The organism is Lentzea sp. JNUCC 0626 (assembly GCF_043632865.1).
Lineage (GTDB): Bacteria > Actinomycetota > Actinomycetes > Mycobacteriales > Pseudonocardiaceae > Lentzea.
In genome coordinates this window covers 2395824-2421542 of sequence record NZ_CP171635.1, presented here as the reverse complement: position 1 = coordinate 2421542, position 25719 = coordinate 2395824, and the positions used below count along the sequence as shown (strand labels likewise).

Genomic DNA, 25719 nt, shown 5'->3' with positions numbered 1-25719 from the left:
GGGCCGCCGCCGGGGCGTCACGCCACCGCCGTCCCCTCCAGTTCGATCATCAACTCCGGCAGCGCCAGCCTGCTCACGCCGAGCATCGTCGTCGGCGGCGACACGCGCGCCTGCCCGAGCCGGGCCGCCAACACCCCGTAGTGCTGGAACAACACGTCGACGTCGGTCGTGTAGACGTTGAGCCGCACCAGGTTCGCGAGCGACATGCCCGCCTCGGCCAGCACCGCCTCGAGGTTGTCGAGGCTCGACGACACCTGCGCGGCCATGTCGCCGGCGTGCTCCGGCTTGCCCTCGGCGTTCATCGAGGTCTGCCCGGCGCAGTACAGCGTGCGGGTCTGGCCGGTGACGACCTCACCCTGGTGGTAGCCCAGCGCCGCCGACCACGGCCACGGGTCGACCGGCGTTCGTTCCACTGCCACAACGGCTCCTTCTTCTCGGGGACCGCTGAAGCCTCGCAAGCAATACACGACATCCTGTGTCACGTATTCCCGTAGGGTTCGCGCATGCGTGCCGATCGCCTGGTCTCGCTGGTCCTGCTGCTGCGGCGGCACGGACGGCTGTCGGCGACGGCGCTGGCCCGTGAGCTCGAGGTGTCGAACCGGACGGTGCTGCGCGACATCGAGGCGTTGTCGGCGGCTGGGGTGCCGGTGTACGCCGAGCGCGGGCGGCACGGTGGGTTCGCGTTGTTGCCCGGCTTCCGGACCGAGTTGACGGGGCTGAACCACGACGAGGCGCTCGCCTTGCTGGTTGCGGGATCGCGGCGGGGTGCGCAGGTGTTCGGGCTCGGGTCTGCGTTGGCGTCGGCGATGTTGAAGGTCGTCGACGCGTTGCCGGAGAGCTATCGGCTGACGGCTGCGGGGGCGGCGGAGCGGTTGCTCATCGACCCCGAGATCGACCTGCTGGCGCGCCGGTCCGTTGAGGAGGAACTGCCGGACGACGTGGTGGCGGAGGTCCGGCGGGCGGTGTTCGCCGGGCGGCGGTTGCGGATCCACTACGCGGCCAAGGACGCCGAGCCGCGGTGGCGCACGGTCGACCCGATCGGGCTCGTGACCGTGCGGGAGCAGGGATATCTGCTGGCCACACGGGACGGCGCAGATCGGACGTACCGGTTGTCGCGGATCGTCGCGGCGGAGGAGTTGGACGAACCCGCTGCCAGGCCCGACCGCGTCGATCTCGACCGGGCCTGGCAGGAGCGCAGCACGCGGTTCCGCGCCGGGGAAGATCAGGTCGTGGTGCGGTTGCGGGTGCGTCCGGAGCGGCGCGAAGAGGTGCTGGGGACGGCGGTGGCCGTGATCGCTGAGGAGTCCGGCGTGCTGGAGGTCGCGTTCCAGGACGCGCGGCACGCCGAGTGGGCGGTGTGGCGGCTGTCGACCGGGGCGGAAGTTTTGGCGCCGCAATGGTTGCGAGCCGCGGTGAGAGAACGGGCGCTGGCCGTTGCGGCGAACTACGGGGAGCCTGGTGGACACTGACTTCAAGCGGTACCTGAACGCCCGCGTCCTGTCGGTCACCGGTGCCGTCGTGTCGGCGGTGGCGTTGCCCGTGCTCGTCTACCAGCTGACCGGGTCGGCGGGCTGGACAGCCGCCGTCACGGCCGCGGAGGCGTTGCCGTACCTCGTCTTCGGGCTGCTCGCCGGTGCGCTCGCCGACCGGCTGGACCGCCGCACGATGATGGTCGCGATGGACTTCACGGTCGCCGCCGTGCTGCTGACCGTTCCGCTGGCGTGGCTCGCGGGGGTGCTGACCGCACCGCACGTCGTGGTCGTGGCTTTCGCCACGCAGACCGCGTTCGTGTTCTTCGACGCGGCCAACTTCGGCGCGCTGCCGACGTTGGTGGGCAAGGACAACCTCGCCACCGCGTACTCGACCGTCTTCGGGCGCACGACCGTGGTGGAACTCGTGGTGCCGGGCGTCACCGGCCTGGTCGTCGCGATCGTCGCACCGGCGAGTCTGCTCGTGGTGAACGCGCTGACGGCGGTGGGCTCGGCGTTGTTGTTGCGGTCCATCACGAGGAGCTTGACGCCTCCGCGTGCGGAGGGCCGTCGGAGCCATCTCGTCGCCGACGTGCGGGAGGGGCTGCGGTTCGTCTGGCGCGAACCGATCATCCGGTTGCTGACCCTCGTCGGTGCCACCCACTCCGTGGTGGGCGGCGCGTGGATGTCGATGCTCGTGCCGTTCGCCGACCAGGTCCTCGGCGTGGCGCCGAAGGGGGACGCGCGGCTCGCCGTCCTGTTCTCCTGCTGGGGCGTGGGCGCGGTGATCGGGTCCCGGTTGCTGCCCAAGGTGACGGCGCGCTGGGGCAACGCGCGGGTGTCGCTGGTGGCGTTGCCGGTCTCGTTCGTCATCGGGGTGCTCGTGCTGCTCAGCGGGCACTGGCTGGTCCTCTGCGTGACGGCGACCTGCTGGGGTGTGGCGGGCGCGATCGTCGTGATCAACGCGATCACCTACCGGCAGCAGGTGTGTCCCGACGACCTGCAGTCGCGGGTCAACACGACGGCGCGGATGGTCGCCTGGGGTCTCGGCCACCCGCTCGGCGCGGCGCTCGCAGGCACCGTGTCGGTCGCGACCGGAGACCCGCGAGCCGGGCTGGGTGCCGGGCTCGCGGTGTTCCTCGTCGGTGTGGTGTGGGCCTGGGCGTCACCGGTGCTGCGGGGTCAGAAGTACCGCAACCACACGTAACCCCAGGCCATCGCGGTGCTCACCAGCGTCACGACGATGCCGTAGCGGGTGAACTGCCAGAACGTGATCTTGTGTCCCGCGCGGGCCGCGATGCCGAGCGCGACGACGTTGGCGCTCGCCGCGACCGCCGTGCCGTTGCCGCCGAAGTCCGCGCCCAGTGCGAACGCCCACCACAGCGACTGGCCCGTGGCGGCGTCGGGGATCCCGGCCACCATGCCCTCGACCACCGGCGCCATCGTGGCCACGTAAGGGATGTTGTCGAAGAACGCGCCGAGCACGCTGGACCCGAACAACAACGCCGAGGCGGCCGCGAAGTGGTTGTCCCCGAACGCGGAGACCGCCCACGTGCCGATGGTTTCGATGACGCCCGTGTGCACGAGGCCCGCCACCATCACGAACAGGCCCATGAAGAACGTCAGCGTCGGCCACTCGACCTCGGCCAGCACGTCGTTCACGTCCGCCCGCGTCACGAGCAGCATCACACCCGCGCCGACCAGCGCGACGATCGCCGGGTCGAGGTGCAGCACCGAGTGCAGGCCGAACCCGAGCACCACCCCGGTGAACACGATCAGGCACCGCCGCAGCATCGCGGGGTCGGTGATCGCCTTCCGCTCCTGTAACGCCATCACCGACTCGACGTGCTCGGCGTTGTACTGGAACGACTTGCGGAACAACACCTTCGTCATCAGCACGAACACGACGAACACGACCACGACGATCGGCGCCATGTGCACCAGGAAGTCCATGAACGACAACCCGGCCCGGCTGCCGATGATGATGTTCGGCGGGTCGCCGATCAACGTGGCCGCGCCGCCGATGTTGGACGCGAGCACCTCGGCGATCAGGTACGGCTGCGCGGCGATGCGCAGCCGGTTGCACACCACGATCGTCACCGGCGCGACCAGCATGATCGTGGTGACGTTGTCGAGGAACGGCGAGGCGATGGCCGTGATGATCATCAACATGACCATCAGCCGGTACGGACGTCCTCGCGCGCGTTTGGCCGCCCAGATGGCGAGGTAGTCGAACACGCCGGTCTGCTTGACGATCCCGACGATGATCATCATGCCGAACAGCAGGAAGATGACGTTCCAGTCGATGCCCGCGTGTTCGGAGAAGAACACCTCGGAACCCGGGACCAGGCCGAACACGGCCATCAGCCCCGCGGCCACGAGGACGACCAGTACCTTGTTCGCCTTCTCGGTGGCGATGAAGAAGAAGGCGACGAGGAAGATCGTCAGGGCGAGTGCGGCGCTCACGGATCTCCCAACCCGATGGGTGTCACCGCCGGCGCGAGTTCAGCACGCCGGCGGTGACGGGGACAGTGGTCAGGTGGGGTGATTCAGTCCTCGCCGCTGTAGACGGCGAGCGAGGTGATGAGCCGGTCGAGGGTGATCGCGCCGACGAGCGCTCCCGCGTCGTCGACCACGGCCACCAGCGGACTGTGCTGGCGCGCCATCAGGGCGGCGACCTCCAGCAACGTCGCCTCGGCCCGCACGGTCGCGGGTTTGGCGCGTTGGTGCGGCGCCACGTCCCCGACCGTGCGGTCGGAGAGTTCCATCCAGAACAGGTCGGCGCTGCTCTCGTCGACGACCCGGCAGAGCGCCGGATCGTCCTGATAGGACTGCGGCACCGCGAGTCGCAGCACCTGCGTGCCGGGCAACACGGTCCACGGCCGCGCGCGGTCGTCCACCACGATCAGTCCCGGCAGCCTGTTGACCGCCATGACCCTCACCGCCTTGGTGATCGGGTCGTCGACCGTCACGGTCGGGACGTTGATGGCGATGTCGCGTGCCTGCATGGCATCAGCCCGTTCGGTGCGTCCGGCGAGTCCCGCTGTGGACATGACGCCTCCCGTCTCCAGCCAGGTCTTGGGGGCAAGTCTGTGCGGAACGGCGTTCCGGAACCATCGGGTGCAACACCCATTTCGGACGTTCCAGTCATGTAGGAGCTCAGCGTCGGTGGCCGAGGCCGATGAGGCCCGCGACGATCAGGCCTGCGGCGACGAGAACCGCTTGGGGTGCGGTGATTCCGGCTATCAGCAGGGCCAGGGCAACACCGAGGAAGACCCAGGGGAGCGGGCGGCGGGAGCGCTGTGGAGTGGGGGAGGTCACGCGGTGGGTGAGGACGCCGGCCGGACGGTTGGTGCGGCCCGCGGTGCGGCGGACGCGGACGGGACGGCTTGCACGGCCTCTGGTGCGGCGCAGGCGAGTGGGAACGCTCGTGCGGGCTCTGGTGCGGCGGACGCGAGCGACAGTCGGTGTGCTGCTTCGGTTCGGCAGGAGTTCGCCTTCCGGTGGGAGGGAACCTCAGGTCGAGGTCTGGACACCTCCTACGATCTCCCGGCAGTCTGCTCGCGGGCGATCCGTCCGGTTGCTCAACTTCTGTCCGTCCCCGGGGCACCGTGCAGGGCCGATATGGGTGCTGCCACGGATGTACGCGGGCGGGGGTGAGTCGTCAGCCTCGCAGGCGTGCTTGCCAGTGATCACCCCGCGATGGTGCGCGCCTCGGCGCCGGAGCGGACTTATCGACCGGAACTGCAGGGGTTGCGCGCGGTCGCCGTCGTGCTCGTGGTGGTCTACCACGTGTGGCTGGGCCGGGTTTCCGGCGGCGTGGACGTGTTCTTCCTGATCTCCGGGTTCCTCGTGACCGGGCAGCTCGTGCGCGCCGCCGCACGCGGGCGGCTCGACCTGCGGGCCGTGTGGAGCCGGATGGCGAAACGGCTGCTGCCCGCCGCGGTCGTGGTGCTCGGGGCGACGCTGGTCGTGGCGGCGTGGTGGTTGCCGGAGAACCGGTGGGCGCAGACGGTGCGCGAGATCGTCGCCTCGGCGTTGTTCGTGGAGAACTGGCAGCTGACGGCGGACTCCACCGACTACTACGCGCAGCACGCGCAGGCGAGCGTGGTACAGCACTTCTGGTCGTTGTCGATCCAGGGGCAGTTCTACCTGTTGTGGCCGTTGCTGGTGCTGGTGGTGACGCTGCTCCGGCGGAACCTCACCCGAGTGCTCGGCGTGGTCTTCGCGCTGTCGTTCGGGTACTCGGTGTGGCTGACCGCCGTGGACCAGCCGCTCGCGTACTTCCACACGGCGACGCGGATCTGGGAGTTCGCGTTCGGTGGCCTGCTGGCGATCGCGGTGGCGAAGATCGACCTCAGCAGTCCGTTGAGGACGGTGCTCGGGTGGGCGGGCCTCGCCGGGCTCGTGGTGTGCGGGATGGTGCTGGACGTCGGCGCGGGCTTCCCCGGTTACCTCGCGTTGTGGCCGACGGCCTGTGCGGCCGCGGTGATCACGGCCGGGACGTCGGGCAGCAGGGTCGGCGCGGACCGGCTGCTGGCCAGCGAACCGCTGCGGTACCTGGGAGATCTCAGCTACGCGCTCTACCTCTGGCACTGGCCGGTGCTCGTCTGCTGGCTCGTGCTGCGCGGCCGCACCGAGGTCGGCCTGGTCGGCGGTGTCGTGATCATCGGCGCGTCGCTGGTGCTGGCGGCGGCCACGCACCACCTCGTCGAGGAACCCGTGCGCCGGTCGAAGTGGCGTGCCCGGACGATCACGGCGGCACTGCTGGCAGCACTGCTCACGGCGGCGCTGGTGATCCAACCGGCCGGGCCGCGGGAGGTCGCCGCCCAGGTCGCGGCGACGGACTTCGCGGGGCTCGAAGGGCAGCACTGCGAGACGCCGCAAGAAGAACTCGACGTCTGCTACGGGCCCGTCGAGGGCGTTCCGGCCAAACGGGTCGTGCTCGTCGGCGACTCGCACGTCCAGCAGTACCTGGCGGCGTTCACCCCGATCGCCGAACGCCGGAACTGGCAGCTGATCACCATGCTCAAGTCCGCGTGCCCGTTCTCCACGCGATCGGAGAAGTACCCGGACGACGAGTCGTGCGTGCGGTTCGGGAACAACGCGGCGGACGAGATCATCGCGCTGCGCCCCGACTTCGTGTTCACGCTCGCGAGCCGCGACGTCCAGGTCGGGCTGACCGAGGTGACGCCGCCCGGGTTCGTCGAACGCTGGCGGCAGCTCGACGCCGAGGAGATCCCGGTGATCGCGGTGCGGGACAACCCGCGCTACGGCTTCTCGGTGCTCGACTGCGTCCAGGTGCACGGCGCCGCCGACCGGTGCGGCGCGCCCAGAGCCGAACTGCTGGCGCCGGTGCCACCCTACGCACTGCTCGACGTGCCGGGCAACGTGTCGTTCGTGGACTTCAGCGACCAGCTCTGCACCGCACTGCAGTGCCCGCCGGTGATCGGCGAGCTGCTGGTCAACTTCGACGACAACCACGTGAGCGCCACGTACATGCGGTCGATGTCGGACGCCGTCGAGGCGGCGCTCGACGCGGTCACCGGTGCGTAAACCGTGAATTTCCCGGTTGTTGTGAAGAGGTCATGAAGATCGCGGACAGGATGAATCGGGCGCCCTAGTTTCGGGGCCCATGTACAGAAAACGAAGCGCGGCACTGTCCGCCGCGCTCCTCGTGTCGCTCACCGCGGCGACGCCCGCGCCGGCGGCCGCGGACACCACCGCGCCCCAGGCCGAGGGCACGCCTGGCACGGTCACGCTGATCACCGGCGACCAGGTCGACGTGACGGGCGACCAGGTCGCGAACGTGAAGATGGCCAAGGGCCGCGAGCAGCTGCGGGCGTGGCGCTACCGCCTCGACGGCCACGACCACGTCGTGCCGCAGGACGCCGTCGCCGACCTCCAGGCAGGTCGGCTCGACCCCAGGCTGTTCGACGTCACCGGGCTCGTGCAGCAGGGCTACGACGACCGCACCGAACCGAGCGTGCCGACGATCGTGACCGGCACCGCCGCCCGCGCGCTGACCTCGGCGGTCAACGCCGTCGACATCCCGAAGGCCGAGGCCGCCGCCCGGTGGCGCGATCGCGGAGCCGCCCGCCTGGCCGCGCCGGAGAAGATCTGGCTGAACGGCCGTGTGCGCGCTTCGCTCGACGAGAGCGTGCAGCAGATCGGCGCGCCCGCCGCGTGGCAGGCCGGGTTCCGCGGTGACGGCGTCAAGGTCGCCGTGCTCGACACCGGGTACGACGCCGCGCACCCGGACCTCAAGTCCGTTGTGGACGGTTCCGCCGACTTCACCGGCGAGGGCGTGCAGGACACCGACGGCCACGGCACGCACGTGGCCAGCACGATCGCGGGCAGCGGCGCGGCCTCGCAGGGCCGCTACCAGGGCGTCGCGCCGGGTGCGAAGCTGCTGGTGGGCAAGGTGCTCGGCGTGTACGGCGGCCGCGAGTCCTGGATCATCGACGGCATGCGCTGGGCCGTCGAGCAGGGTGCCGACGTCGTCAACATGAGCCTCGGCGGCGGCATCGGCGACGGTCTCGACCTGATGTCCCAGACCCTGAACGAGCTGTCCGCGTCGAGCGGCACGCTGTTCGTCGTGGCCGCCGGCAACAACGGGGCGCGCGAGTCCGTCGGTTCGCCCGGCGCCGCGGACGCCGCGCTGACCGTGGCGAACGTCAACAAGAAGGACCAGCTCAACCGCACGTCCAGCCAGGGCCCGCGGGCCGGTGACTTCGGCCTGAAGCCCGAGATCGCCGCGCCGGGCACGGACATCGTCGCCGCGCGGGCCGCCGGGACGTGGGAGCAGTTCGCGGTGGGCGCGAACTACGCGCAGGTCTCCGGCACGTCGATGTCGTCGCCGCACGTCGCCGGTGCCGCCGTGATCATGGCGCAGCAGCACCCGGACTGGACCGGCGACCAGATCAAGAACGCGCTGATCGGCTCGTCGAAGCGGCTGCCGGACATCTCCACGCTCGCGCAGGGCGCCGGCAGGCTCGACGTCGCCCGGGCCGTCGCCCAGCAGGTGCGGGTCGAGGGCGTGGCCGGGTTCGGCGCGACCTACGGGTCCGCCGACACGAAGCGGGAGATCAAGTACGTCAATTCGGGTACTGCGCCGGTCACGTTGACGCTGGAGCTCAACACCAACAACAACGCGCTCTTCACCGTGGCCAAGTCGGTGACCGTTCCCGCGGGCGGGACGACGACGGTCGAGCTGATCGCGCGTCCCGGTGCCCAGCCTCCAGGCGAAGTCAGCGGGGTGTTGCTCGCGCGGGCCGGTGACGTCGTGCTGACGACGCCGGTGACCGGGCAGTTCAACGCCGCGCAGCAGACGCTGACGGTCAAGGTCCCGACCAGGTCGGGCACGCCGTTCCAGTCGATCGTGATCGCGCAGAACGAGCGCACGGGACAGGGCTTCCGGGCGTTCACCGACACCGAGTCGGTGAGCCTCACCGTGCCGCGCGGCCAGTACCGGGTGCTCGGCTACATCGGCGATCTGACGGGCGGCGACACGATGTTCGTGCAGCGCGCGGACGTCACGAAGGACACGACCGTCGAGGTCGACACCAAGTCGGGCAAGCCCCTCACCGTCGGCGTGGACGACCCCGACGCGCGTTCGCAGCTCGGTGGCGGGTTCGGGCTCGTCTCCGACCCCGACGAGGCGGGACCCCTGGAGGCGGCGGTCATCGTGCGCGGCGGCGGTGTGCCTCGTGAGGGTGCGCGGCTCTACAGCGTTGCCGCACCGGCGATGCGTGGCCTGTCGCTCACGAACCTGAGCTACTTCAACCACCCGTGGGCGTTGACGACGCTCGCCGGCGCCGGTGGGTTCGAGATCGGCGAGACGTACTTCCCGTGGGCGCGCGACTTCTCCGGCAAGTACACGGGCAGGCTCGTCGCCGTCGGTGAGGCGGACAGGGCCTCGATCGACGCGGCCGGTGACGTCTCCGGTGCCATCGCGGTGGTCGCGCCGAAGAACTGGGACGACCCGGTGTTCCCGCCGGACGGGCAGGTGGCCGCGGGCATCGAGCTGCTCAAGCAGCGCGGTGCGAAGGCCGTGCTGTCGTACTTCACCTCCACGGGTCCGGACGGCTTCGGGGTGGAACCCGTGCTGCCGCTGGGCCTCGTCTTCAACTCGGCCGACCTGCGCAAGGTCCAGGAGTTGATGGCGCAGCGGACCGTCGAGGCCACGATGTCGGTGCGCCCCAACAGTCCGGTGTCGTACTTCCTCGCCGAGGAGGTCAAGGGCCTGCCGTCCGGGTACGCCTTCCGGTACTCGAAGTCGCGCCTCGGCCGGTTCGAACGCACGCTCGTCGACACCATGCCCGCCAACACCTACCGGTTCGGCAGCGCGTCGTGGACGTTCGGCGGCATGCGCGCGGGCGCGGACGTGGAGTCGAAGTGGCCGCAGCGCCGCACCGACTACGTGAGCCCCGGCGCGGGAGTGACGTTGTTCGACTCGGGCGCGTTCCAGGACAACGGGGACCTGTCCTACGTCGAGATCACGTCGCCTGTGCCGTTGCGGGCGGGCGAGAAGCGCACGTCCCGGGTGTTCTCGGCGCCGTTCGGTCCGGAGCTCACCACGCAGCCGGTGTCTCCCGACGACGGCAAGCCGCTCCCGTGGGCGTACCGCAAGGGCAACCGGATCAGCCTGATGGTGCCCATGTTCGCCGACAGCGACCCCGGCACCATGAGCTCCTACAACCCCTCCAACACCGGCACGACCGTGTTGTCCAAGGACGGCAAGGAGATCGCGCGCGGTGACCGTCCGGCCCTCGGGTCGTACGACGTTCCCGCCGGACCCGGCTGGATGACGCTCACCGCGGAGGCCACCCGGCCGAACGGCAACTTCACCCCCGCGCTGTCGCCGAAGGTGCGCTCGGAGTGGAAGTTCCACACGCGGTCCGGCACCGACGAGCGGGCGCCGTTGCCGTTGCTCGACATCCGGTACGCGCTGGAACTCGACGACCACAACACCGCGCACGGTGCGGTGCGGGGCACGGTGTCCGTCGCGCACCAGCCCGGCGTCGCCCCGACGCGGGCGCGGGCGATCGAGGTCGAGGTGTCGTTCGATGACGGCGCTTCGTGGCAGCGGGTCAGGGTTTCCGGCAACGGCAAGCTGGAGATCCCGGCTGGACCGGCGGGCTTCGCGTCGTTGCGGGCCAAGGCGGTCGACCTGCTGGGCAACTCGGTGACGGAGACGATCACCAAGGCCTACGCGGTCAGGTAAGAGGCCTGGGGTGCCCCGCTCGGGGGCGGGGCACCCCACCCCTGCACGATTTCGCCATGCATCCCGCCAAGGTGATCATGGACAGTGTTGACTGGGCGGCGCTGGAAACCGCGTACGGCAACGCGGAGAACGTGCCGAACGCGTTGATGAGTCTGCTGATCGAGGACAAGACGACCCGCGGGTGCGGTTCCGGTGCGAGAGCGAGCTGGCGTGGGAGGAGCGCGAGGTCGACCGGCCGATTCTCGCCTCGCTGCTCCAATGGCTCGCTTGGGTGGCTGACGCCGCTGCCTACGAGTACAAGGAGCAGGACGACGACGTCGACGCCTGCCGGGCGATCCGTCCCGAACTGCACGCCGCCGCCGCGCAGTTGCTGGACGACGAAGACCCTGATGTCCGCCGCGAGGCGTCGCAGGCGGTGGCGTGGTTGATCGAGGCGCCGGAACTCGCTGAGCACCGGCCGGACGTCGCACGCCGCCTGGTGGAGTCCACTGTGGACGTCGAGTCGGAGGAGTGGGCCAAGGCCGCGGTGAGGGTGGGCAACTGGGGTGTGCGGGCGTTCCTGGACGACGAACACCCTGCTGTCCGGGCCTGCGCGGCGTCGCTTCCCGCGTACGACGGCGATCCCGCAGCCATGGAGGAGGTGCTGGCGGCCCTTCGGGCGCTGGCCAAGGTGACCGCCATGTACCCCACGCCGTTCCCCGACTCGGTCCGGGGCGCGACCGGCCAGGACAGCGACGACTGGGGCCGCTTCCTCGTGAAGGCGTTCCCGGAGGGCTTTCCGGCTGAACCGACCGAGAACCAGCAACGGGTGCTGACCGCGTTGCTGGAGACCGACCGGTGCTGGAACCCCATGGCCGATGGCGACAAGTGGCTCCAGCTGGCCGGTCTGCCGGTGAGGCGGTCCGAGCTGCGTGCGTTGACTAGCTGAGGTGGTGCACCTCCTGCAGGCCGTAGACCGGTGTCGGGAGGCCCTCGAAGCGCGCTTTCAGTTGCAGTGCCAGGAAGAGCGAGTAATAGCGCGACTGGTGCAGGTTGCCGCCGTGGAACCACAGGCCGGGCTGCTGGGTCGGTTTCCACATGTTGCGCTGCTCGCCCTCCCACGGGCCGGGGTCCTTGGTGGTGGCGGAGCCGAGACCCCAGCACTTGCCGACCCGGTCGGCCATCTCCTGGCCGGCGAGGTCGGCGACCCAGCCGTTCATCGACCCGTAGCCGGTGGCGTAGACGACGAGGTCCGCCTCCAGCTCGGTGCCGTCGGCGAGCACCACCGCGTTCTTCGTGAGCCGGTCGACCTGGCCGCGCACGAGCTTGATCTTGCCGTCGGCCACGAGTTCCGAGGCGCCCACGTCGATGTAGTAGCCGGAGCCGCGGCGCAGGTACTTCAGGAACAGCCCCGAGTCGTCGTCACCCCAGTCGAGGTCGAAGCCCGCCTTTTCCAGCCGTGCGTAGAAGTCCGCGTCGCGTTCCTTGATCTGCTGGTACACCGGGACCTGGAACTGCGGCAGGATCCGGTAGGGCAGTGAGGCGAAGATCGTGTCGGCGCGGTCGGTCGTGACGCCGGCGGCCACCGCCCGTTCGGAGTAGAGGTCGCCGAGGGCGATGTCCATCAACGAGTCCGAGCGCACGATGTGCGTCGACGAGCGCTGCACCATCGTGACGTCCGCGCCGTGTTCCCACAGGGCCGCGCAGATGTCGTGGGCGGAGTTGTTCGACCCGACCACGACGGCCTTGCGCCCGGCGTACTTCTCGGGGCCTGGGTGCTGCGAGGAGTGGTGCTGGTCGCCTTCGAAGACCTCTGTTCCCGGGAACGTCGGGACGTTCGCCTTGCCGGACATGCCGGTCGCGAACACGAGTTGCTTGGGCTGGAGGGTGATCTCCTCGCCGTCGCGGTCGACCTTGACCGTCCACTGTGTCCCGTCGAAGGTGGCTTCCTTGACCTCGCTTCGGGTCCAGTACGGCACCTCCATCACACGGGTGTACATCTCCAGCCAGTCCGCGATCTTGTCCTTCGGCGCGAACACCGGCCAGTTGTCGGGGAACTGGAGGTACGGCAGGTGGTCGTACCAGACGGGGTCGTGCAGGCAGAGGCTCTTGTACCGCTTGCGCCACGAGTCGCCGGCTCGGTCGTTGCGCTCCAGCACCAGCGCGGGTACCCCGAGCTGCCGCAGCCGTGCCCCCAGCGCGATGCCGCCCTGCCCGCCGCCGATGACCACGACGTACGGCTGCTGCTCGAACCCGAGTTCTCGTTGTTCGCGTTCGCGTTCCTCGGCCCACGACTTCCGGTCCTCGATCACCCCGTGCCGCACACCCTTGGGCCGCGTGTCCTTCTTGCTCTCCTCGAACCCCTTCAGCTCGTACAGGCTCGTCAGCAACGTCCACGCGCCCTCGTCGTTGAGCCTGAGATGCCCGCGACACCGCCCGGCCGCCGTCTCGAACTCGAGCCACGCCTCGGTGACGCCGTCCGCCTCCGTCGGCGTCTCGGTGGTGCGGAACTTCTCGGGGTCCGTGCCGTCGAGGCAGGCGCTGAGCAGGTCCGCGACCCCGTCTCGCCCCTCGACGGTCTTGATGTTCCAGGTGAAGGCCACCAGATCACGCCAGTAACTGTCGGTCGCGAACAACCCGGCGGCGGCGTCGACGTCCCTCGCCTTCAGCGCGGCTTCGAACTGTTCGAGCCAGGCATCCACGCGGGCCTGCGCCGTGCGTTCCGCGGTCTGCGTCATCGGCCACTCCTCGTCGCTCGTCCTGCCCCGATTCACCTCCGCACCGCGCCTCGGCGAAACCGTTGCACCGGATTGCACGCCTGGGTCATGCTCGACCGGTGAGCGTGCCCAGGGCAGTGCCGCCCGGTCAGCACCTGCCCACGTATGCCCGCGAACTGGTGCGCATGCACGACGCGGTCATCGCGGGCAGCCGCTCGGCCCTGCGCCCACGAGCCCTGGTGTCCCGCTCCTGGAACCGAGTCCTGGACCTGGGCCTGCGCGCCGACGGCGTCAACACCCGCGACTGGCTGGACGACGCCGAGATCGCCCGCCGCCAGGAGTCGTCGCTGTTGCGCTCGGTGGTCCCCGACCTGCGCGCCGTCGTCGGCTCTCTGGCCGACGCCTCCCAGTTGTTGCTGGTCGTCACCGACCCGGACGGGGTGATCCTGTGGCGCTCCGGCACCCCGGCCGTGCGCCGCCGGGCCGATGCCCTGGGTTTCTTCGAGGGTGCTGACTGGACCGAGAGCCGGGTCGGGACCAATGCCATCGGGACCGCGCTGGCCGAGGCCGCGCCGGTGGAGTTGCTGGCGGGGGAGCACTTCGAGCAGGGGCAGCACCCCTGGTACTGCACGGCGACCCCCGTGCACGATCCGCGCACCGGGGCGTTGCTCGGGGTGATCGACGTGAGCGGGCCGGCGTTGACGTTGCATCCGGCGATCGGCGCGTTGGTGGAGACCGGGCGGATGTTGGCCGAGTCCCGGTTGTGGCGGTATCACCAGGAACGGCTCGAGCGGCTGCGGTCTGCTGTGCTGCTCACCGGGCCCTCGTTGGTCGTCGACGACCACGGGTGGGTGGCTGCTGCGCACGGGGTGGCTGTTGGCGAGAGGATTGCGGCTCCGGTGGCCGGGTTGCCGGTGGCGGTGCCTGGGCTTGGTGCGTGCACTGCTGAGCGGTTGGCCGGTGGGTGGGTGATTCGGCCCTGCTCGGCGGATCGGGTTGTGCGGCTGGAGTTGGATCTGACGCGGACGCCGCAGGTTCGGTTGTCCGGTGGTGATTCGGAGTGGCGGCGGACGGTTACGCGTCGGCATGCGGAGATCTTGGTGCTGCTTTGGCGGGCTGGGCGGGTGGGGGTGTCCGCGGAGGCGTTGAGCAAGGCGTTGTACGGGGATGCCGAGCACGTTGTGACGGTGCGGGCGGAGGTGTCTCGGTTGCGGCGGCTGCTCGGGGCGTTGGTGGAGACTCGGCCCTATCGGTTGTCGAGCGACGTGCGGATGTCCGTGGTGGATCAGCCCTGAGCTTCTCGATACAGGCGGTAGAACGCCCGCAGGGTGTCGGGCTCCAGCTTGCCGAGCGCCTTCAGCCCGCGTGACCACCGGTCTGCGGTCGTCAGCACTTCCTGGAGGAGCTGCCGTGCCATCGTGTTCTCGCCGGCGTCGGCGGCCACCATCGCCACGTCTCCGAGCAGCACGAAGCGGTGGTCCTTGTCCTTCACCATGTCGGCGTATTGCCGCGCGCGAGAGAACTCACCAGCTTTCGCCACTGCGATCGCGAGTCCAGTGGCAGGCTCGTCGCGCCGGTATTCGGCCTCGATCTGGGCGGCCAGGAATTCAGCCTCCTTGATCGAGCCGGCCATTGCGGCGGCCGCTGCCACGTCCGCGAGCGCGGACTGGTGGGTGTAGCGATCGGTGATCAGTTCAAGAAGTCGTCGGGCCTGATCGAGCTCACCTTTGCGCGCAGCGTTGGTGGCCATCGTGCGCAATGCCGGATCTCGATCGCCCTGCCGGTCTGCTATCTCCATCGCGCGATCGGTGAGGCCGACCACGTCGTAGGCGATCGCTATGTCCGAGTACGGCATGTAGTGACCTGTACGGCTCAGCTGGTGCACGTCGGCTTCAGCGCGTTCAGCAAACCTGATGGCCAGTTGCAGATCAATCGGTGCGGCCGCCACGGCTGCGATGGCGATGGCGATTGCCCGTGCCCTTCCTCGCGGGTAGGCGTCGATGATCGTCGTCGCTCTGCTGAACTCGGCTGCGGCGGTCACGGCGGTCAAATACGCCTGCGAAGCCCGCTCGTGCACGTGCTCCACCGTTAGCCTCGACAGGGCGACCTCGATCGCGTCTGCGAGCCGGAACACCCGATCTCGATCACCGGTCGGGCCGACCGAGCTCAGCACGGTGGTCAGAATCTCTGCGCTGGCGTCGGGAGACACGACGGTGTGTGCGACGGTCTCCGCCTCCTCGTACCACCCGAGAGAGCACAGCGCCGAAGTAAGGTCGGCGGCGACGTGATCGAAGTAAGGGGTGGGGCCGTTGCGGGAGATGGCCTCTGAGCGTTCGGCGAGCTTTCTGGCGAGCGGGTGCTCACCCAGCTGGGCCACGCGCAGTGCCAGTTCCGCCAGAGTGTCCTTAGGCGCGTGTGAGGTCATGAGCTCAGCGGCCAGGGTTTCGCCCCGACTCCTGTCGCCCATCTCCAGAGCCAGCCCAGCAACCTTCACGAGCTCTTCGGCCGTTTCAGACGGTCTGGTGATCATCCGGGCGTTGCTTTCCGCCCTCTGGAGGTCACCGCAAGCTAACGCGCAGTCAACGAGAGCGGCCAATGTTGGGGTGTCTTCAAACTCGTCGTCGACGAACCTCGCCTCCGCAAAGGCCGCGTCAGCCACTGCTGTCGAACGGTCGCGGGAATTGGCGGTCTGACAGACCTTGGACAGGGCACAGACCCGTTCGACCTGATTGTCAACCTGCAGCGCGAGGACTTCCGCGATGTCGAGAACCGTCGTGGCCCGCTCGGTTCGACCTTGGCGGAACGCCTCGTCGGCCAGTGCACAGAGCAGGATCACCTGCTCGTACTTATCGGGAATCGCCCAGATGATCCGGGCCGCTCGGCGTGAGTCTCCCACCGCCTCGGCGCATGCAACGAGTTCGACGGTCACGAGCGAGAGGTCGTCTCTGTCCGGAAGTTCACCGGAATCGAGCAATGCTGAGGCCTGGTCGCGATGGCCCAGCGAGTGAGCGGCCCGGGCCAGATGAATGGATGCGCGGGCGTCATCGATCTGGTCAGCGGCGGCTCTTGCTCGTGTCAGCAGTAGGTCGGCGTGCTGATGGTCCCCTGCGGACGCGGCGATCAGCGTGAGATCGGTGAAGGCCTGCGCACGGTACGAGAGATCGGAAACGCTGTCCGCCGTTTCCTCTGCGCGCGCAAGATCACCTGCCTCCGCCGTGGTCTTGGCCAGCATCGCCAGTGCCTCTGACCGGGTCCGCTCGTTGACGATGCCGTGAGCGAGAGCGGCTGCGCGTTGAGGTTCGCCGAGCACCTCCCAGACGGTCGGCAACTTGACTGGAAGGTGACCGTTGTGCGCGCCGAGCACTCCACGGGCTGAGGCCAGTTTCACCGTGGAAAGCAGGTCGGCCGGTGTGTGGTCCAGCACCAACTGCTGGGCGGAGAGGATTTCCGAGTAGGCGGCGGCGTCGCCCCCTGTGCGGTGCCGCAACCGGGCCGCGCGCTCCCGGTCGATCACCAAGCTCACCAGCCGGGTGGTGTCCGTCAGGGACCGCAGCATGGCGGCGTAGCCGTGCAAGAGGTAGTCAGGGGTCGACTCGGGCCAGCCCTGGTCGTGGTATCCGTCGGCCCAGGCGTGCAGGCGCTCGCGGTGGTCGGCCAGTCGGGGACCGAACATCCGCAGTGCGGTGACCCGCAGTTCTTCGTGGGCGAGGAGGTACAGCTCGTCGCGGCGGGAGAAGCTGCGGCCCGCCGCCGTGTGCAGGTGCTCCTCGATCTCGAACGAGGACGTGGCGGTGAGCTCGGCGAGGTCCGCCGCGGTCAGGCCTCCGCCGGCGGCACAGATCAACCCGAGCAGGTCTCTGGCGGGGCCGTGCAGCAACGACTTGAGTTCGCGTTCCGCCTCCCTGCGCACCGCGACCGCCTGAGGCGAGGGCGTGAGCGTGCGGATCTCCGCGGTGCCGCACCGCAGCGGGTGGTCGTCCGGTACGTCGGCGGGCGGGTTGGGGCGTCCGGCCACGACGATGCGCATGCCCTCCGGCAGCCGGGCCGGCAGCAACGAAGCGATGCTGTGACCGCCGGCGTCCTCGTCCAGTCCGTCGACGACCAACACCAGCGACTCGGAGCGGGAGTGGCACTGGGCGGCTGCGGCGTCGAGCAGGCGAAGCAGGTGCGCGTGTTTGGTCGCTTCGGTGAGCAACTCCGGGACGTCCTGGTGCAGGAGGGAGAGGAGTTGTTCGAGGACGTTGTCGAGGAAGGCGGTCTGGTCGTTCTGGCCGTTCAGGCGGCCGGTGATGAAGAACGAGACGACCTGGACGTCGGCGGGCGGGTTCAGCGCGAACGTCGACAACAGGGCTGTTTTGCCGGACCACGCGTCCGCGCGCCACCAGAGGTAACGGCCCGAGGTGTCAGATGACGTGCAGAACGTGGCCAGCGAGGCCAGTTCCTGCTCGCGGTCGAGCAGGGTGGCGGGCGCGATCTGCGCTACCTGGTGCAGGTAGGTGCTGCGGGCGCGGGGCAGGTCGGCGCGGAAGTTGTTCGTCGGTCGCACGACCACGCGTACGTCTCCTCGGCATCCGTTTGGACGTCAATCATGCCTGAGGAGATGGGGTCGGGTCGCGGCGCCCCGCGCTCGGTTGGCGCCGCGACCCGTGCTCGGTTGGCCTAGGAGTGCGGGCAGGTGTCGCGGTACTCCTCGATCAGCGTGCTGCGGCCCGGGGCCGGGCAGAGGAACTGCTCGTAGCGGGTGTCGTTGTCGATGAAGCGCTTGAGCCACGAGATGCTGTACTTCGCGATCGTCGTGTTGGACGAGTTCGGGGCGAAGTGCGAGGCGTTGTTGAGTTCCAGGTACGCCTTGTCCAAAGTGGACGGCAAGGAGTTGTAGAACGGCTCGGAGTGGGACGAGACCGGGGCGATCGAGTCGCTTTCGGCGCCGACCACCAAAGTCGGGACGCGGACCGACGACCAGTTCTTGGTGGTGTGCCAGCCGGTCAGCGGGATCGCTGCCTGCAGGGCCGGGCGTTGGCTGGCGGCGCGGAGGGTGCCGCCGCCGCCCATCGAGTGGCCCATGACGCCGAGGCGCGTGGAGTCGATTCGGGTGCGGACGCTGCTTTGACCAGTCAGGTAGTCGAGGGCGGCCAGCAGTTGTGAGGCTCGGCTGTCGGGCTGGTCGTAGATCGTGTTGGTGTCGATGGTGAAGACGACGAAGCCCTGGGACGCGATGCGCGGGCCCAGCCAGGAGATGCTCGACTGGGTGCCGGTGTAGCCGGGGGAGATGACCACGGCGCCGAACGTGCCGGACGCGGTGCTGGTCGGGTAGTAGATCGTGCCGCCGCCGAAGCCGCTCACTAGGGACGAGACCGAGGTCTCCGAGACGGCGAACGAGCCTCGGGAGGCCTCGATGCTCGAGTTCGTGGGGGCGGGGCCTCGTTCGTACGGGTTGGCGGCGGCCTGGGCGAACGTGCCGCCGCCCAGGAGCGCCAGGGAGAGTGCGACGGGGAGCAGGGTGCGGAGTTGCACGGCGTTGTACACCTCATTCGGCAGGGAACGGGGGAACGGTCTCGACCCTGCAACCCCGGGCGAGCGGTGCGCATCGGTGCAACCACCGGTCTCGGTGAACAGCTTCGATGGGAAAACTAACGGTGGTAGGTGAATTTGGGGCCTACCTCTTCCGGTGGAGCCGGTGCCGCCATAAGACTGGGGTGATGCTGCGTGGCCGAGAGCGGCAGCGCGTCGCCGTGGACGCGTTGGTCGACCGTGCGCGCGTTGGGCGTGGCGGGGCGATTGTCGTGCACGGTGAGATGGGGGCGGGCAAGACTGCGCTGCTCGACGCCATCCAAGACTCCTACGACGCGTTGTTGAGTGTTGAGGTCGATGAGATCGACGACGAGCTCCTTCAGCTCGCTCGGGACGTCGAACGGACGCGGGCGGCGCTCGTCATCGCCACGGAAGGGGCGCCGCGCGGGCTGCCGGGCATCGCGCTCGACCCGTTGGACGCCGCCACGAGCGTGCGGGTGCTGCACGACCTCGTGCCCGGGCTGCCCGCCACCCTCGCGGCCGACCTGACGGACCTGGCCTGCGGCAACCCCCTGGCGCTGGTCGAGTTGGCCGGCTCGCTCACGTCCGCGCAGCTCGGCGGCATCGCCCCGGCCCCGGAGCGGTTGCCGGAGAGCAGCGCGCTGCGGCAGCGGTGGCGTGCGCGGTTCGACGCCCTGTCGCCGGAGGCGCGGCACGTCGTGGCGCTGGCCGCGGTGGACGAGGAGATCGATCCCGAGACCCTCGACCTGGCCGCCGTCGCCGAGGCTGGGCCGTTGTTCGACTCGCGGCGGCTGGTCCGGTCGGCGTTGCTGGCCGACGTGCCCAGGGAACTGCTCCGGCACGCCCACGCGACGCTCGCGGAGACACTGCCACCCGGCGCGCGCCGCACGTGGCACCAGGCCGTCACCGCGCACGACGAGCAGCTCGCCGACGTGCTCACGGCCCACGCCGAGCACGCGCGGAGGTGCGGGGACTTCGCGCGCGCCGCCCGTGACCACGACCGTGCCGCGAGCCTCACGACCGATCCCGAGCACAAGGCGCACAACCTGCTCAAGGCCGCCGCCGACCACTGGGCCCACGGCGCGCCGCACCGGGCCAGGGGAGTGCTGCGCCTCGCGACCCGGATGACCCACACGCCTGAACTGAAAGCGCTCATGGACCTCGTCGTCGGCGGCATCGACCTCGGCGAGAGCCTGCCGGACGTGGCGGCGGACCGGCTGATCCGCGCGGCGAAAGGCCTGGTCGGGTCGCGGAGGGCGATGGCCGTCGCGGCGCTCGGGTTCGCGGGCGAGGCGGCGAGCATCGCGGGCGATCTGCGCCGGTACACGGCCGTCGCGGAGTTCGCCGAGCACATCCGGGAGCCCGACGAACCGGCCGCCACCAGGCTCACGCTCGACCACCTGACCGGCATGCTGGCGACGTTCGAGGGGCGGCACCTCGAGGCGTTGCCCGCGTTGCGGACCGTCGTCGACCTCGCGGAGCAGGTGCCGGGACCGCAGGCGCGGATCTGGGCCAGTCAGGCCGCCTACGTGCTCGGGGACGCCACCCGGTCGCACGAGATGGCCACCAGCGCGGTCACGGCGGCGCGGGAGAGCGGGTTCACCGCGCTGGTGCCGTGGGCGCTGGTCTACCGGGCGTTGTCGGCGTTGCTGCTGGACCAGCACGCGGCGGCGTTGAACGCGGCGACGGAGGGCGTGCACGCGGCGACGGCGATCGGGCAGCACAACGCCGTGGTCGATCACCTGACGATCCTCGCGCTGCTGGCGGCACTGCGAGGGGACACCGACATCGCGTTGGAGCGCATCGACACCGCGACCGAGCAGATCACCCAGCGCGGGCTGATCAGGCCGAGCACGTTCGGCGCGTGGGCGTCCGCGTGCGTCGACCTCGCCCGCGACCGGCCCGCCGACGCGCTGGACCGGCTGCGGCTCAACCCCGGCCACGCGGGCATCAAGGTCATGGCGGCACCCCAGGTCGTCGAGGCCGCGGTGGCGTGCGGCCGGCCGTCCACAGGGGACAGGGCATTGCAGCCGTACGAGAAGTGGGCCGGTACCACGGGAAGCACGGCCCGGCTGGCGTTGTCGCACCGCTGCCACGGTCTGCTCGAATCCGGCACCGCCGACGAGCACTTCGAGGAGGCGATCCGGCTGCACCGCGCCAGCGGGACGGCGCTGGAACTCGCCAAGACCGAGCTGCTGTACGGGAACCGGCTGCGCCGCGGCCGCAAACCCAAGGCGGCGCGCGAACACCTGCGCGACGCGGTGCGGATCTTCCAGTCGTACCAGGCTGATCACTGGGTCGACCGGGCCCGCGCCGAACTGCGCGCGGCCGGTGACTCCACCGAACCCAAGGACCACCCCGGCCTCACGCCGCAGCAGGCGCAGATCGCCAGGCTGGTCGCGGAGGGCGCGACGAACCGCGAGGTCGCCGCCCGGTTGTTCCTGAGCCACCGCACCGTCGAACACCACCTGCGCAACATCTTCGCGCGGCTCGGCGTGCGGTCGAGGGTCGAGCTCACCAGGAGACTCGATTGAACGATGGAGGTTTTGTGCGCGAGCGGTACCGGCACTGGCAGCGGATTCCGACCCGATGGGCGGACAACGACGTCTACGGCCACGTGAACAACGTCGTCCACTACGCGTTCATGGACACGGTGATCAACACGTGGCTGATCGGCGCCGGGCTGGACATCCAGGCGGGGCAGCAGATCGGCCTGTGCGTGGAGTCCCACTGCAACTACCGCGCCTCCGTCTCGTTCCCCGAGGCCATGGACGCCGGGCTGCGCATCGGGCACCTCGGCCATTCCAGCGTGCGCTACGAGGTCGGGTTCTTCTTCGAGGACAAGGCGGACGTCATCGCGGAGGGCCACTTCGTGCACGTCTTCGTGGACCGCGCGACCCGCAAACCCGTCGAGATCCCGGTAGACCTGCGCACGGCGATGGAAGGGCTGGTGGTGGTGTGAAGACGCGTGGCGCGGTGCTGAGCGGAGTCGGTGGGCCGCTGGAGATCGTGGACCTCGAACTCGACCCGCCCGGCCCCGGCGAACTGCTGATCCGCGTGCACGCGACCGGCCTGTGCCACTCCGACCTGTCCGTGATCGACGGCTCGCGCGTGCGGCCGTTGCCGATGGTGCTCGGGCACGAGGCGGCGGGCGAGGTCGTGGAGGCGGGCCCGAACGCCGAGTTCAAGCCTGGTGACCACGTCGTGCTGTCGTTCGTGCCCGCGTGCGGTGCGTGCCGCCGGTGTGCGTCGGGGCGGCAGGCGTTGTGCGAACCGGGCGCGGTGGCGAACCGCGACGGCACGTTGCTCAGCGGTGCCCGGCGCTGGACCCTCCCCGACGGCACGCGCCCGCACCACCACCTCGGCGTGTCCGGGTTCGCCGAGTACACGGTGATCTCCGACCGCTCCGCCACCCTGGTCCCAAAGGACCTGCCGCTCGACGTCGCGGCGCTGTTCGGGTGCGCCGTGCTGACCGGCGCGGGAGCCGCGTTCTACAGCGCCGACGTCAAGCCGGGGGAGAAGGTCGCGGTCTTCGGGCTCGGCGGGGTCGGGCTCGCCGCGGTGCTGGCGGCGATCACGGCCGGGGCCACCCAGGTCGTCGCGGTGGACGTGGTGGAGCACAAGCGCAAGCTCGCCCTCACACTCGGCGCCACGCACGAGGCGGCGGGCGGGTCCGACGTGGTCGGCGCTGTCCGCGACCTGACCGGCGGCGGCGCGGACAAGGTCATCGACACCACCGGCGTCGCGGCCGTCCTCGAACAGGCCTACGCGGCCACGGCCGTCGGTGGCACCACGGTCACCGTCGGCCTGCCGCACCCCGACCGGACCGTCAGCCTGCCCGCGCTGAACCTCGTCGCCGAGGAACGCACGCTCAAGGGCAGCTACCTCGGCTCGTGCGTGCCGCGCCGGGACGTGCCCAGGTTCATCGACCTCTACCGCGCCGGACGGCTGCCCGTCGACGGCCTGCTCTCCGGGCGCCTCGGGCTGCCCGAGATCAACGACGGGTTCGCCAGGCTCGCCTCCGGAGAGGCCGTCCGGCAGGTCGTGGTGATGTGAGCCTGCCCGATTCGGCCCATCCGGGCACGAATCGGGCATGACAGTTCCGGCCAAGATTGTTGACCGGCCGGGTCCGCGTGCTGCACGGTGAGAGCGCTCTCATGTTCGTCGCTCCCCGCAACGGGGCGGGTAGCGATCCCTGCACGGACAAGGAGAAGAGCATGCGCTTCACCATGCCCAGAATCGTGCCCGCGCTGGCACTCGTGCTGGTCGGGACCACCTTCACCGCGCCTGCCCAGGCGTCCGAGAAGGAGTTGTCACCCGGCCTGCTCACCGCGATGAGCTCGGCGTTCGGGCTGACCGAGGCCCAGGCGCGGCTGCGTCTGGAGAAGGAACAACGCGCGTCGCTCATCGCGCCGCGCGCCGAAAGCGAGGCCGGTACCTCCTACGCCGGCAGCTGGTTCGACGAGGCGAAGAACCGCCTGGTCGTGGCCGTGACCGACAAGACGGCGGCGCGCAAGGTCGAGGCCACCGGCGCCGAGACCGTCGTCGTCAGCCGCTCGTCGGGTTCGATGGTGGCCCAGAAGAACAAGCTGGACGCGATGTCCGCGGCGGGCACGGTGCCGTCCGCGGTCGCGAGCTGGCAGCCCGACGCCCGCACCGGCACGGTCGTGGTGAACGTCGAGGCCGGCAAGGAGACCGCCGAGGTCGCGTCGTTCCTGGACAAGGCCCGGCAGCTCGGCGCGATCACGGTGAAGACCGACGGCGTGCAGAAGCCGCAGACCTACGCCGCGGGCACGGTCGGCGGCGACCCGTACTACACCGGCAACGTCCGCTGCTCCATCGGCTTCTCGGTGCACGGCGGCTACGTGACGGCGGGCCACTGCGGCGGTGGCGGCGCGGCCGTCTACGGCTGGGACCGCTCGTTCCAGGGCAACTTCGCCGGTTCTTCGTTCCCCGGCAACGACTACGCGTGGGTGCGCATCGGCGGCGGCTGGTGGACCGTGCCGGTCGTGCTCGGCTGGGGCCGGGTGCCGGACGCGCTGGTGCGTGGCTCGTGGGAGGCGCCGGTCGGCACCTCGGTCTGCCGCTCGGGTTCCACGACCCAGTGGCACTGCGGCGTGATCCAGGGCCGCAACGAGACCGTGAACTACGCGCAGGGCGCCGTCTACCAGATGGTCGGCACCAGCGTGTGCGCTCAGGGCGGCGACTCCGGTGGTTCGTTCATCACCGGTGACCAGGCGCAGGGCGTCACGTCCGGCGGCTACGGCAACTGCACCAGCGGCGGTCGCACGTGGTTCCAGCCGATCAACGAGATCCTCAACGTCTACGGCTTGAGGTTGCACACCGCGTAGGTGAGAACTCCCGGCCGGCCACCGCTTCCACGCGGCGGCCGGCCGGTGATTTTCGCTAGCGCGCGTTGACGTGCAACGCCAGCGCGGTGCCGGCGCCGAGCGTCGTGGTGAACCGGCCGGTCGCGTCGATCGTCACGCGGACGCAGCCGTTCTCCTGGACGTTGCAGTAACTCCCGGCGGGCAGCGCGGTCTGGAACGTGCGCGTCACCGCGAAGGTCTCCCGGTTGATCGCCACGAAGCCCTTGTTGCCGCGCCCGAACGCGATCAGGTCGAACCCGTTGTCCTGCCAGTTGTTCACATCCGTGCCCGCCACGGTGTTGCGGAACTGCACCATGTTCGCGATCTGCGTCCACACGTGCTGGCACTTCCAGCCGCTGAAGCACACGTTGTTGCCGGGCGGCCCCGCGTCCTTGTCGGTGAACTCGTAACCCGAATACACCTGCGGCGCACCGTAGTTCCACGCCAGCATGAACACGTTCGCGAGCGTGTAGGTCGACCCGTCCTTGTACGTCAACGTGGACCCGTTGCGCTCGGTGTCCCAGTTGTCGACGAACGGCCTCGCCTGTCCGCTCGGCAGGAAGCCCCACGACTGCCCGAACGTCCTGAGGTACGCCAGGTTCTCGTTCTGGAAGATCCGCTTGACGTCGTAGGCGTACCGGAACTCGTCGACGTCACCGGACCCCGTGTACTCGCCGGGCTGCACGGCCTCACCCGCGCCGTAGATGACCTCGTGCACCCAGAAGATGCCGGGGTTGCTGAGCTTGCCCTTGATCGCGGCCATGTCGGCGGCCGGGATGTGCTTGGCCGCGTCGACGCGGAACCCGTCCACGCCCATCGAGATCAACCGGTTGAGGTAGGCCGCGATGGTGGTGCGCACGTAGTCGCTGCCGGTGTCCAGATCGGACAGACTGACCAGCTCGCAGTTCTGGACGTTGAAGCGGTCCTGGTAGTTGTTGATCGGGCTGCGGCAGCCGTGGAAGTCCCAGTCGCTGTAGTAGCCGGGGTAGTTGTACTTCGAGTAGCCCGACCCGCCGGTGCCCGTGCCCGATCCGGCGCTCATGTGGTTGATCACCGCGTCGGCGATGACCTTCACCCCCGCGTTGTGGCAGGTGGTGATCATGTTCCGGAAGGCGTTCTCGTCGCCGAGCCTGCCCGCGATCTTGTAGCTCACCGGCTGGTAGCTGGTCCACCACTGCGGGCCCTGGATGTGCTCCGTGGCCGGGGAGACCTCCACGTAGCCGTAGCCCTTCGGGCCCAGGACGTTCGTGCATTCCGTTGCGACGCGGGCGAACGGCCATTGGAACAGGGTGACGGTCACGTCCTTGGCACCTGGTGGTGCCGCAAGACTTTGCACCGGTGTGGACAGTCCGGCGATCAACAGCACCGCCAGGAGGGTGCGCGAAACCGAGGAAACCACGTTGTCTCCTTGTTTGCAGGGGTACCCC

General features: G+C 69.7%; 17 protein-coding genes. 10 read left to right on the top strand and 7 right to left on the bottom strand.

What is annotated here, in order from left to right; genetic code table 11:
* Nucleotides 1-17: 17 nt before the first annotated feature.
* A complete protein-coding gene (locus JNUCC0626_RS10750) occupies nucleotides 18-413 on the bottom strand; it encodes a RidA family protein (RefSeq protein ID WP_394622010.1) in 396 nt (131 codons plus the stop codon).
* 90 nt (nucleotides 414-503) lie between these two features.
* Between JNUCC0626_RS10750 and JNUCC0626_RS10745 the strand changes: the two genes are divergently transcribed.
* Nucleotides 504-1469, top strand: coding sequence for a helix-turn-helix transcriptional regulator (locus tag JNUCC0626_RS10745; RefSeq protein ID WP_394619548.1), 966 nt, complete (start codon nucleotides 504-506; stop codon nucleotides 1467-1469).
* On the top strand, nucleotides 1459-2676 hold the full coding sequence (locus tag JNUCC0626_RS10740; RefSeq protein ID WP_394619547.1) for an MFS transporter: 1218 nt from the start codon (nucleotides 1459-1461) through the stop codon (nucleotides 2674-2676). Before JNUCC0626_RS10745 ends, JNUCC0626_RS10740 begins: the two co-directional genes overlap by 11 nt.
* Here the strand turns inward: JNUCC0626_RS10740 and JNUCC0626_RS10735 are convergent.
* A complete protein-coding gene (locus JNUCC0626_RS10735) occupies nucleotides 2652-3935 on the bottom strand; it encodes an SLC13 family permease (protein ID WP_394619546.1) in 1284 nt (427 codons plus the stop codon). The two genes, JNUCC0626_RS10740 and JNUCC0626_RS10735, sit on opposite strands and share 25 nt — an antisense overlap.
* 83 nt (nucleotides 3936-4018) lie before the next feature.
* Complete coding sequence (locus JNUCC0626_RS10730; RefSeq protein ID WP_394619545.1) at nucleotides 4019-4522, bottom strand: CBS domain-containing protein; 504 nt, start codon at nucleotides 4520-4522, stop codon at nucleotides 4019-4021.
* A 649-nt stretch (nucleotides 4523-5171) separates the two neighbouring features.
* On the opposite strand from JNUCC0626_RS10730, the gene JNUCC0626_RS10725 reads away from it, so the two are divergent.
* The 3 genes from JNUCC0626_RS10725 to JNUCC0626_RS10715 all read left to right on the top strand — a co-directional run bounded on the left by JNUCC0626_RS10725 (nucleotide 5172) and on the right by JNUCC0626_RS10715 (nucleotide 11623).
* The gene (locus tag JNUCC0626_RS10725) at nucleotides 5172-7025 is read left to right on the top strand and encodes an acyltransferase family protein (protein WP_394622009.1); all 1854 of its coding nucleotides are present in this window, start codon (nucleotides 5172-5174) and stop codon (nucleotides 7023-7025) included.
* Nucleotides 7026-7104: 79 nt separating this feature from the next.
* Entirely contained in the window at nucleotides 7105-10695 is a 3591-nt protein-coding gene (locus JNUCC0626_RS10720) for a S8 family peptidase (RefSeq protein ID WP_394619544.1), read from the top strand.
* 181 nt (nucleotides 10696-10876) lie between these two features.
* Entirely contained in the window at nucleotides 10877-11623 is a 747-nt protein-coding gene (locus tag JNUCC0626_RS10715; RefSeq protein WP_394619543.1) for a hypothetical protein, read from the top strand.
* Here JNUCC0626_RS10715 and JNUCC0626_RS10710 read toward each other — a convergent pair.
* A complete protein-coding gene (locus JNUCC0626_RS10710) occupies nucleotides 11616-13412 on the bottom strand; it encodes an NAD(P)-binding domain-containing protein (RefSeq protein WP_394619542.1) in 1797 nt (598 codons plus the stop codon). The two genes, JNUCC0626_RS10715 and JNUCC0626_RS10710, sit on opposite strands and share 8 nt — an antisense overlap.
* 98 nt (nucleotides 13413-13510) lie before the next feature.
* Between JNUCC0626_RS10710 and JNUCC0626_RS10705 the strand changes: the two genes are divergently transcribed.
* Nucleotides 13511-14686, top strand: a complete 1176-nt coding sequence (locus JNUCC0626_RS10705; RefSeq protein WP_394619541.1) for a helix-turn-helix domain-containing protein — start codon at nucleotides 13511-13513, stop codon at nucleotides 14684-14686.
* Here JNUCC0626_RS10705 and JNUCC0626_RS10700 read toward each other — a convergent pair.
* Nucleotides 14677-17736 (bottom strand): tetratricopeptide repeat protein, encoded by a 3060-nt coding sequence (locus JNUCC0626_RS10700; RefSeq protein ID WP_394619540.1) that lies wholly within the window; start codon nucleotides 17734-17736, stop codon nucleotides 14677-14679. The genes JNUCC0626_RS10705 and JNUCC0626_RS10700 overlap by 10 nt on opposite strands.
* A 314-nt stretch (nucleotides 17737-18050) precedes the next feature.
* Nucleotides 18051-18905, bottom strand: a complete 855-nt coding sequence (locus JNUCC0626_RS10695; RefSeq protein ID WP_394619539.1) for a dienelactone hydrolase family protein — start codon at nucleotides 18903-18905, stop codon at nucleotides 18051-18053.
* A 185-nt stretch (nucleotides 18906-19090) separates the two neighbouring features.
* Between JNUCC0626_RS10695 and JNUCC0626_RS10690 the strand changes: the two genes are divergently transcribed.
* The 4 genes from JNUCC0626_RS10690 (at nucleotide 19091) to JNUCC0626_RS10675 (ending at nucleotide 24274) form a co-directional block, all read left to right on the top strand.
* Entirely contained in the window at nucleotides 19091-21457 is a 2367-nt protein-coding gene (locus tag JNUCC0626_RS10690; protein WP_394619538.1) for a helix-turn-helix transcriptional regulator, read from the top strand.
* Between the two features lie 14 nt (nucleotides 21458-21471).
* Nucleotides 21472-21885, top strand: coding sequence for an acyl-CoA thioesterase (locus tag JNUCC0626_RS10685; RefSeq protein ID WP_394619537.1), 414 nt, complete (start codon nucleotides 21472-21474; stop codon nucleotides 21883-21885).
* Nucleotides 21882-22979, top strand: a complete 1098-nt coding sequence (locus JNUCC0626_RS10680; protein WP_394619536.1) for a zinc-binding dehydrogenase — start codon at nucleotides 21882-21884, stop codon at nucleotides 22977-22979. The genes JNUCC0626_RS10685 and JNUCC0626_RS10680 overlap by 4 nt, the downstream gene beginning before the upstream one ends.
* 161 nt (nucleotides 22980-23140) lie before the next feature.
* Nucleotides 23141-24274, top strand: a complete 1134-nt coding sequence (locus tag JNUCC0626_RS10675; protein ID WP_394619535.1) for a S1 family peptidase — start codon at nucleotides 23141-23143, stop codon at nucleotides 24272-24274.
* A gap of 55 nt (nucleotides 24275-24329) precedes the next feature.
* On the opposite strand, the gene JNUCC0626_RS10670 is transcribed toward JNUCC0626_RS10675, so the two are convergent.
* The gene (locus tag JNUCC0626_RS10670) at nucleotides 24330-25691 is read right to left on the bottom strand and encodes an alpha-amylase (protein WP_394619534.1); all 1362 of its coding nucleotides are present in this window, start codon (nucleotides 25689-25691) and stop codon (nucleotides 24330-24332) included.
* Nucleotides 25692-25719 lie beyond the last annotated feature (28 nt).

Coding starts and splice junctions, on each gene's coding strand:
- JNUCC0626_RS10745 (WP_394619548.1), top strand. CDS start 504: ATGCGTGCCGATCGCCTGGTCTCGCTGGTCCTGCTGCTGCGGCGGCAC.
- JNUCC0626_RS10730 (WP_394619545.1), bottom strand. CDS start 4,522: ATGTCCACAGCGGGACTCGCCGGACGCACCGAACGGGCTGATGCCATG.
- JNUCC0626_RS10725 (WP_394622009.1), top strand. CDS start 5,172: ATGGTGCGCGCCTCGGCGCCGGAGCGGACTTATCGACCGGAACTGCAG.
- JNUCC0626_RS10720 (WP_394619544.1), top strand. CDS start 7,105: ATGTACAGAAAACGAAGCGCGGCACTGTCCGCCGCGCTCCTCGTGTCG.
- JNUCC0626_RS10710 (WP_394619542.1), bottom strand. CDS start 13,412: ATGACGCAGACCGCGGAACGCACGGCGCAGGCCCGCGTGGATGCCTGG.
- JNUCC0626_RS10690 (WP_394619538.1), top strand. CDS start 19,091: ATGCTGCGTGGCCGAGAGCGGCAGCGCGTCGCCGTGGACGCGTTGGTC.
- JNUCC0626_RS10675 (WP_394619535.1), top strand. CDS start 23,141: ATGCGCTTCACCATGCCCAGAATCGTGCCCGCGCTGGCACTCGTGCTG.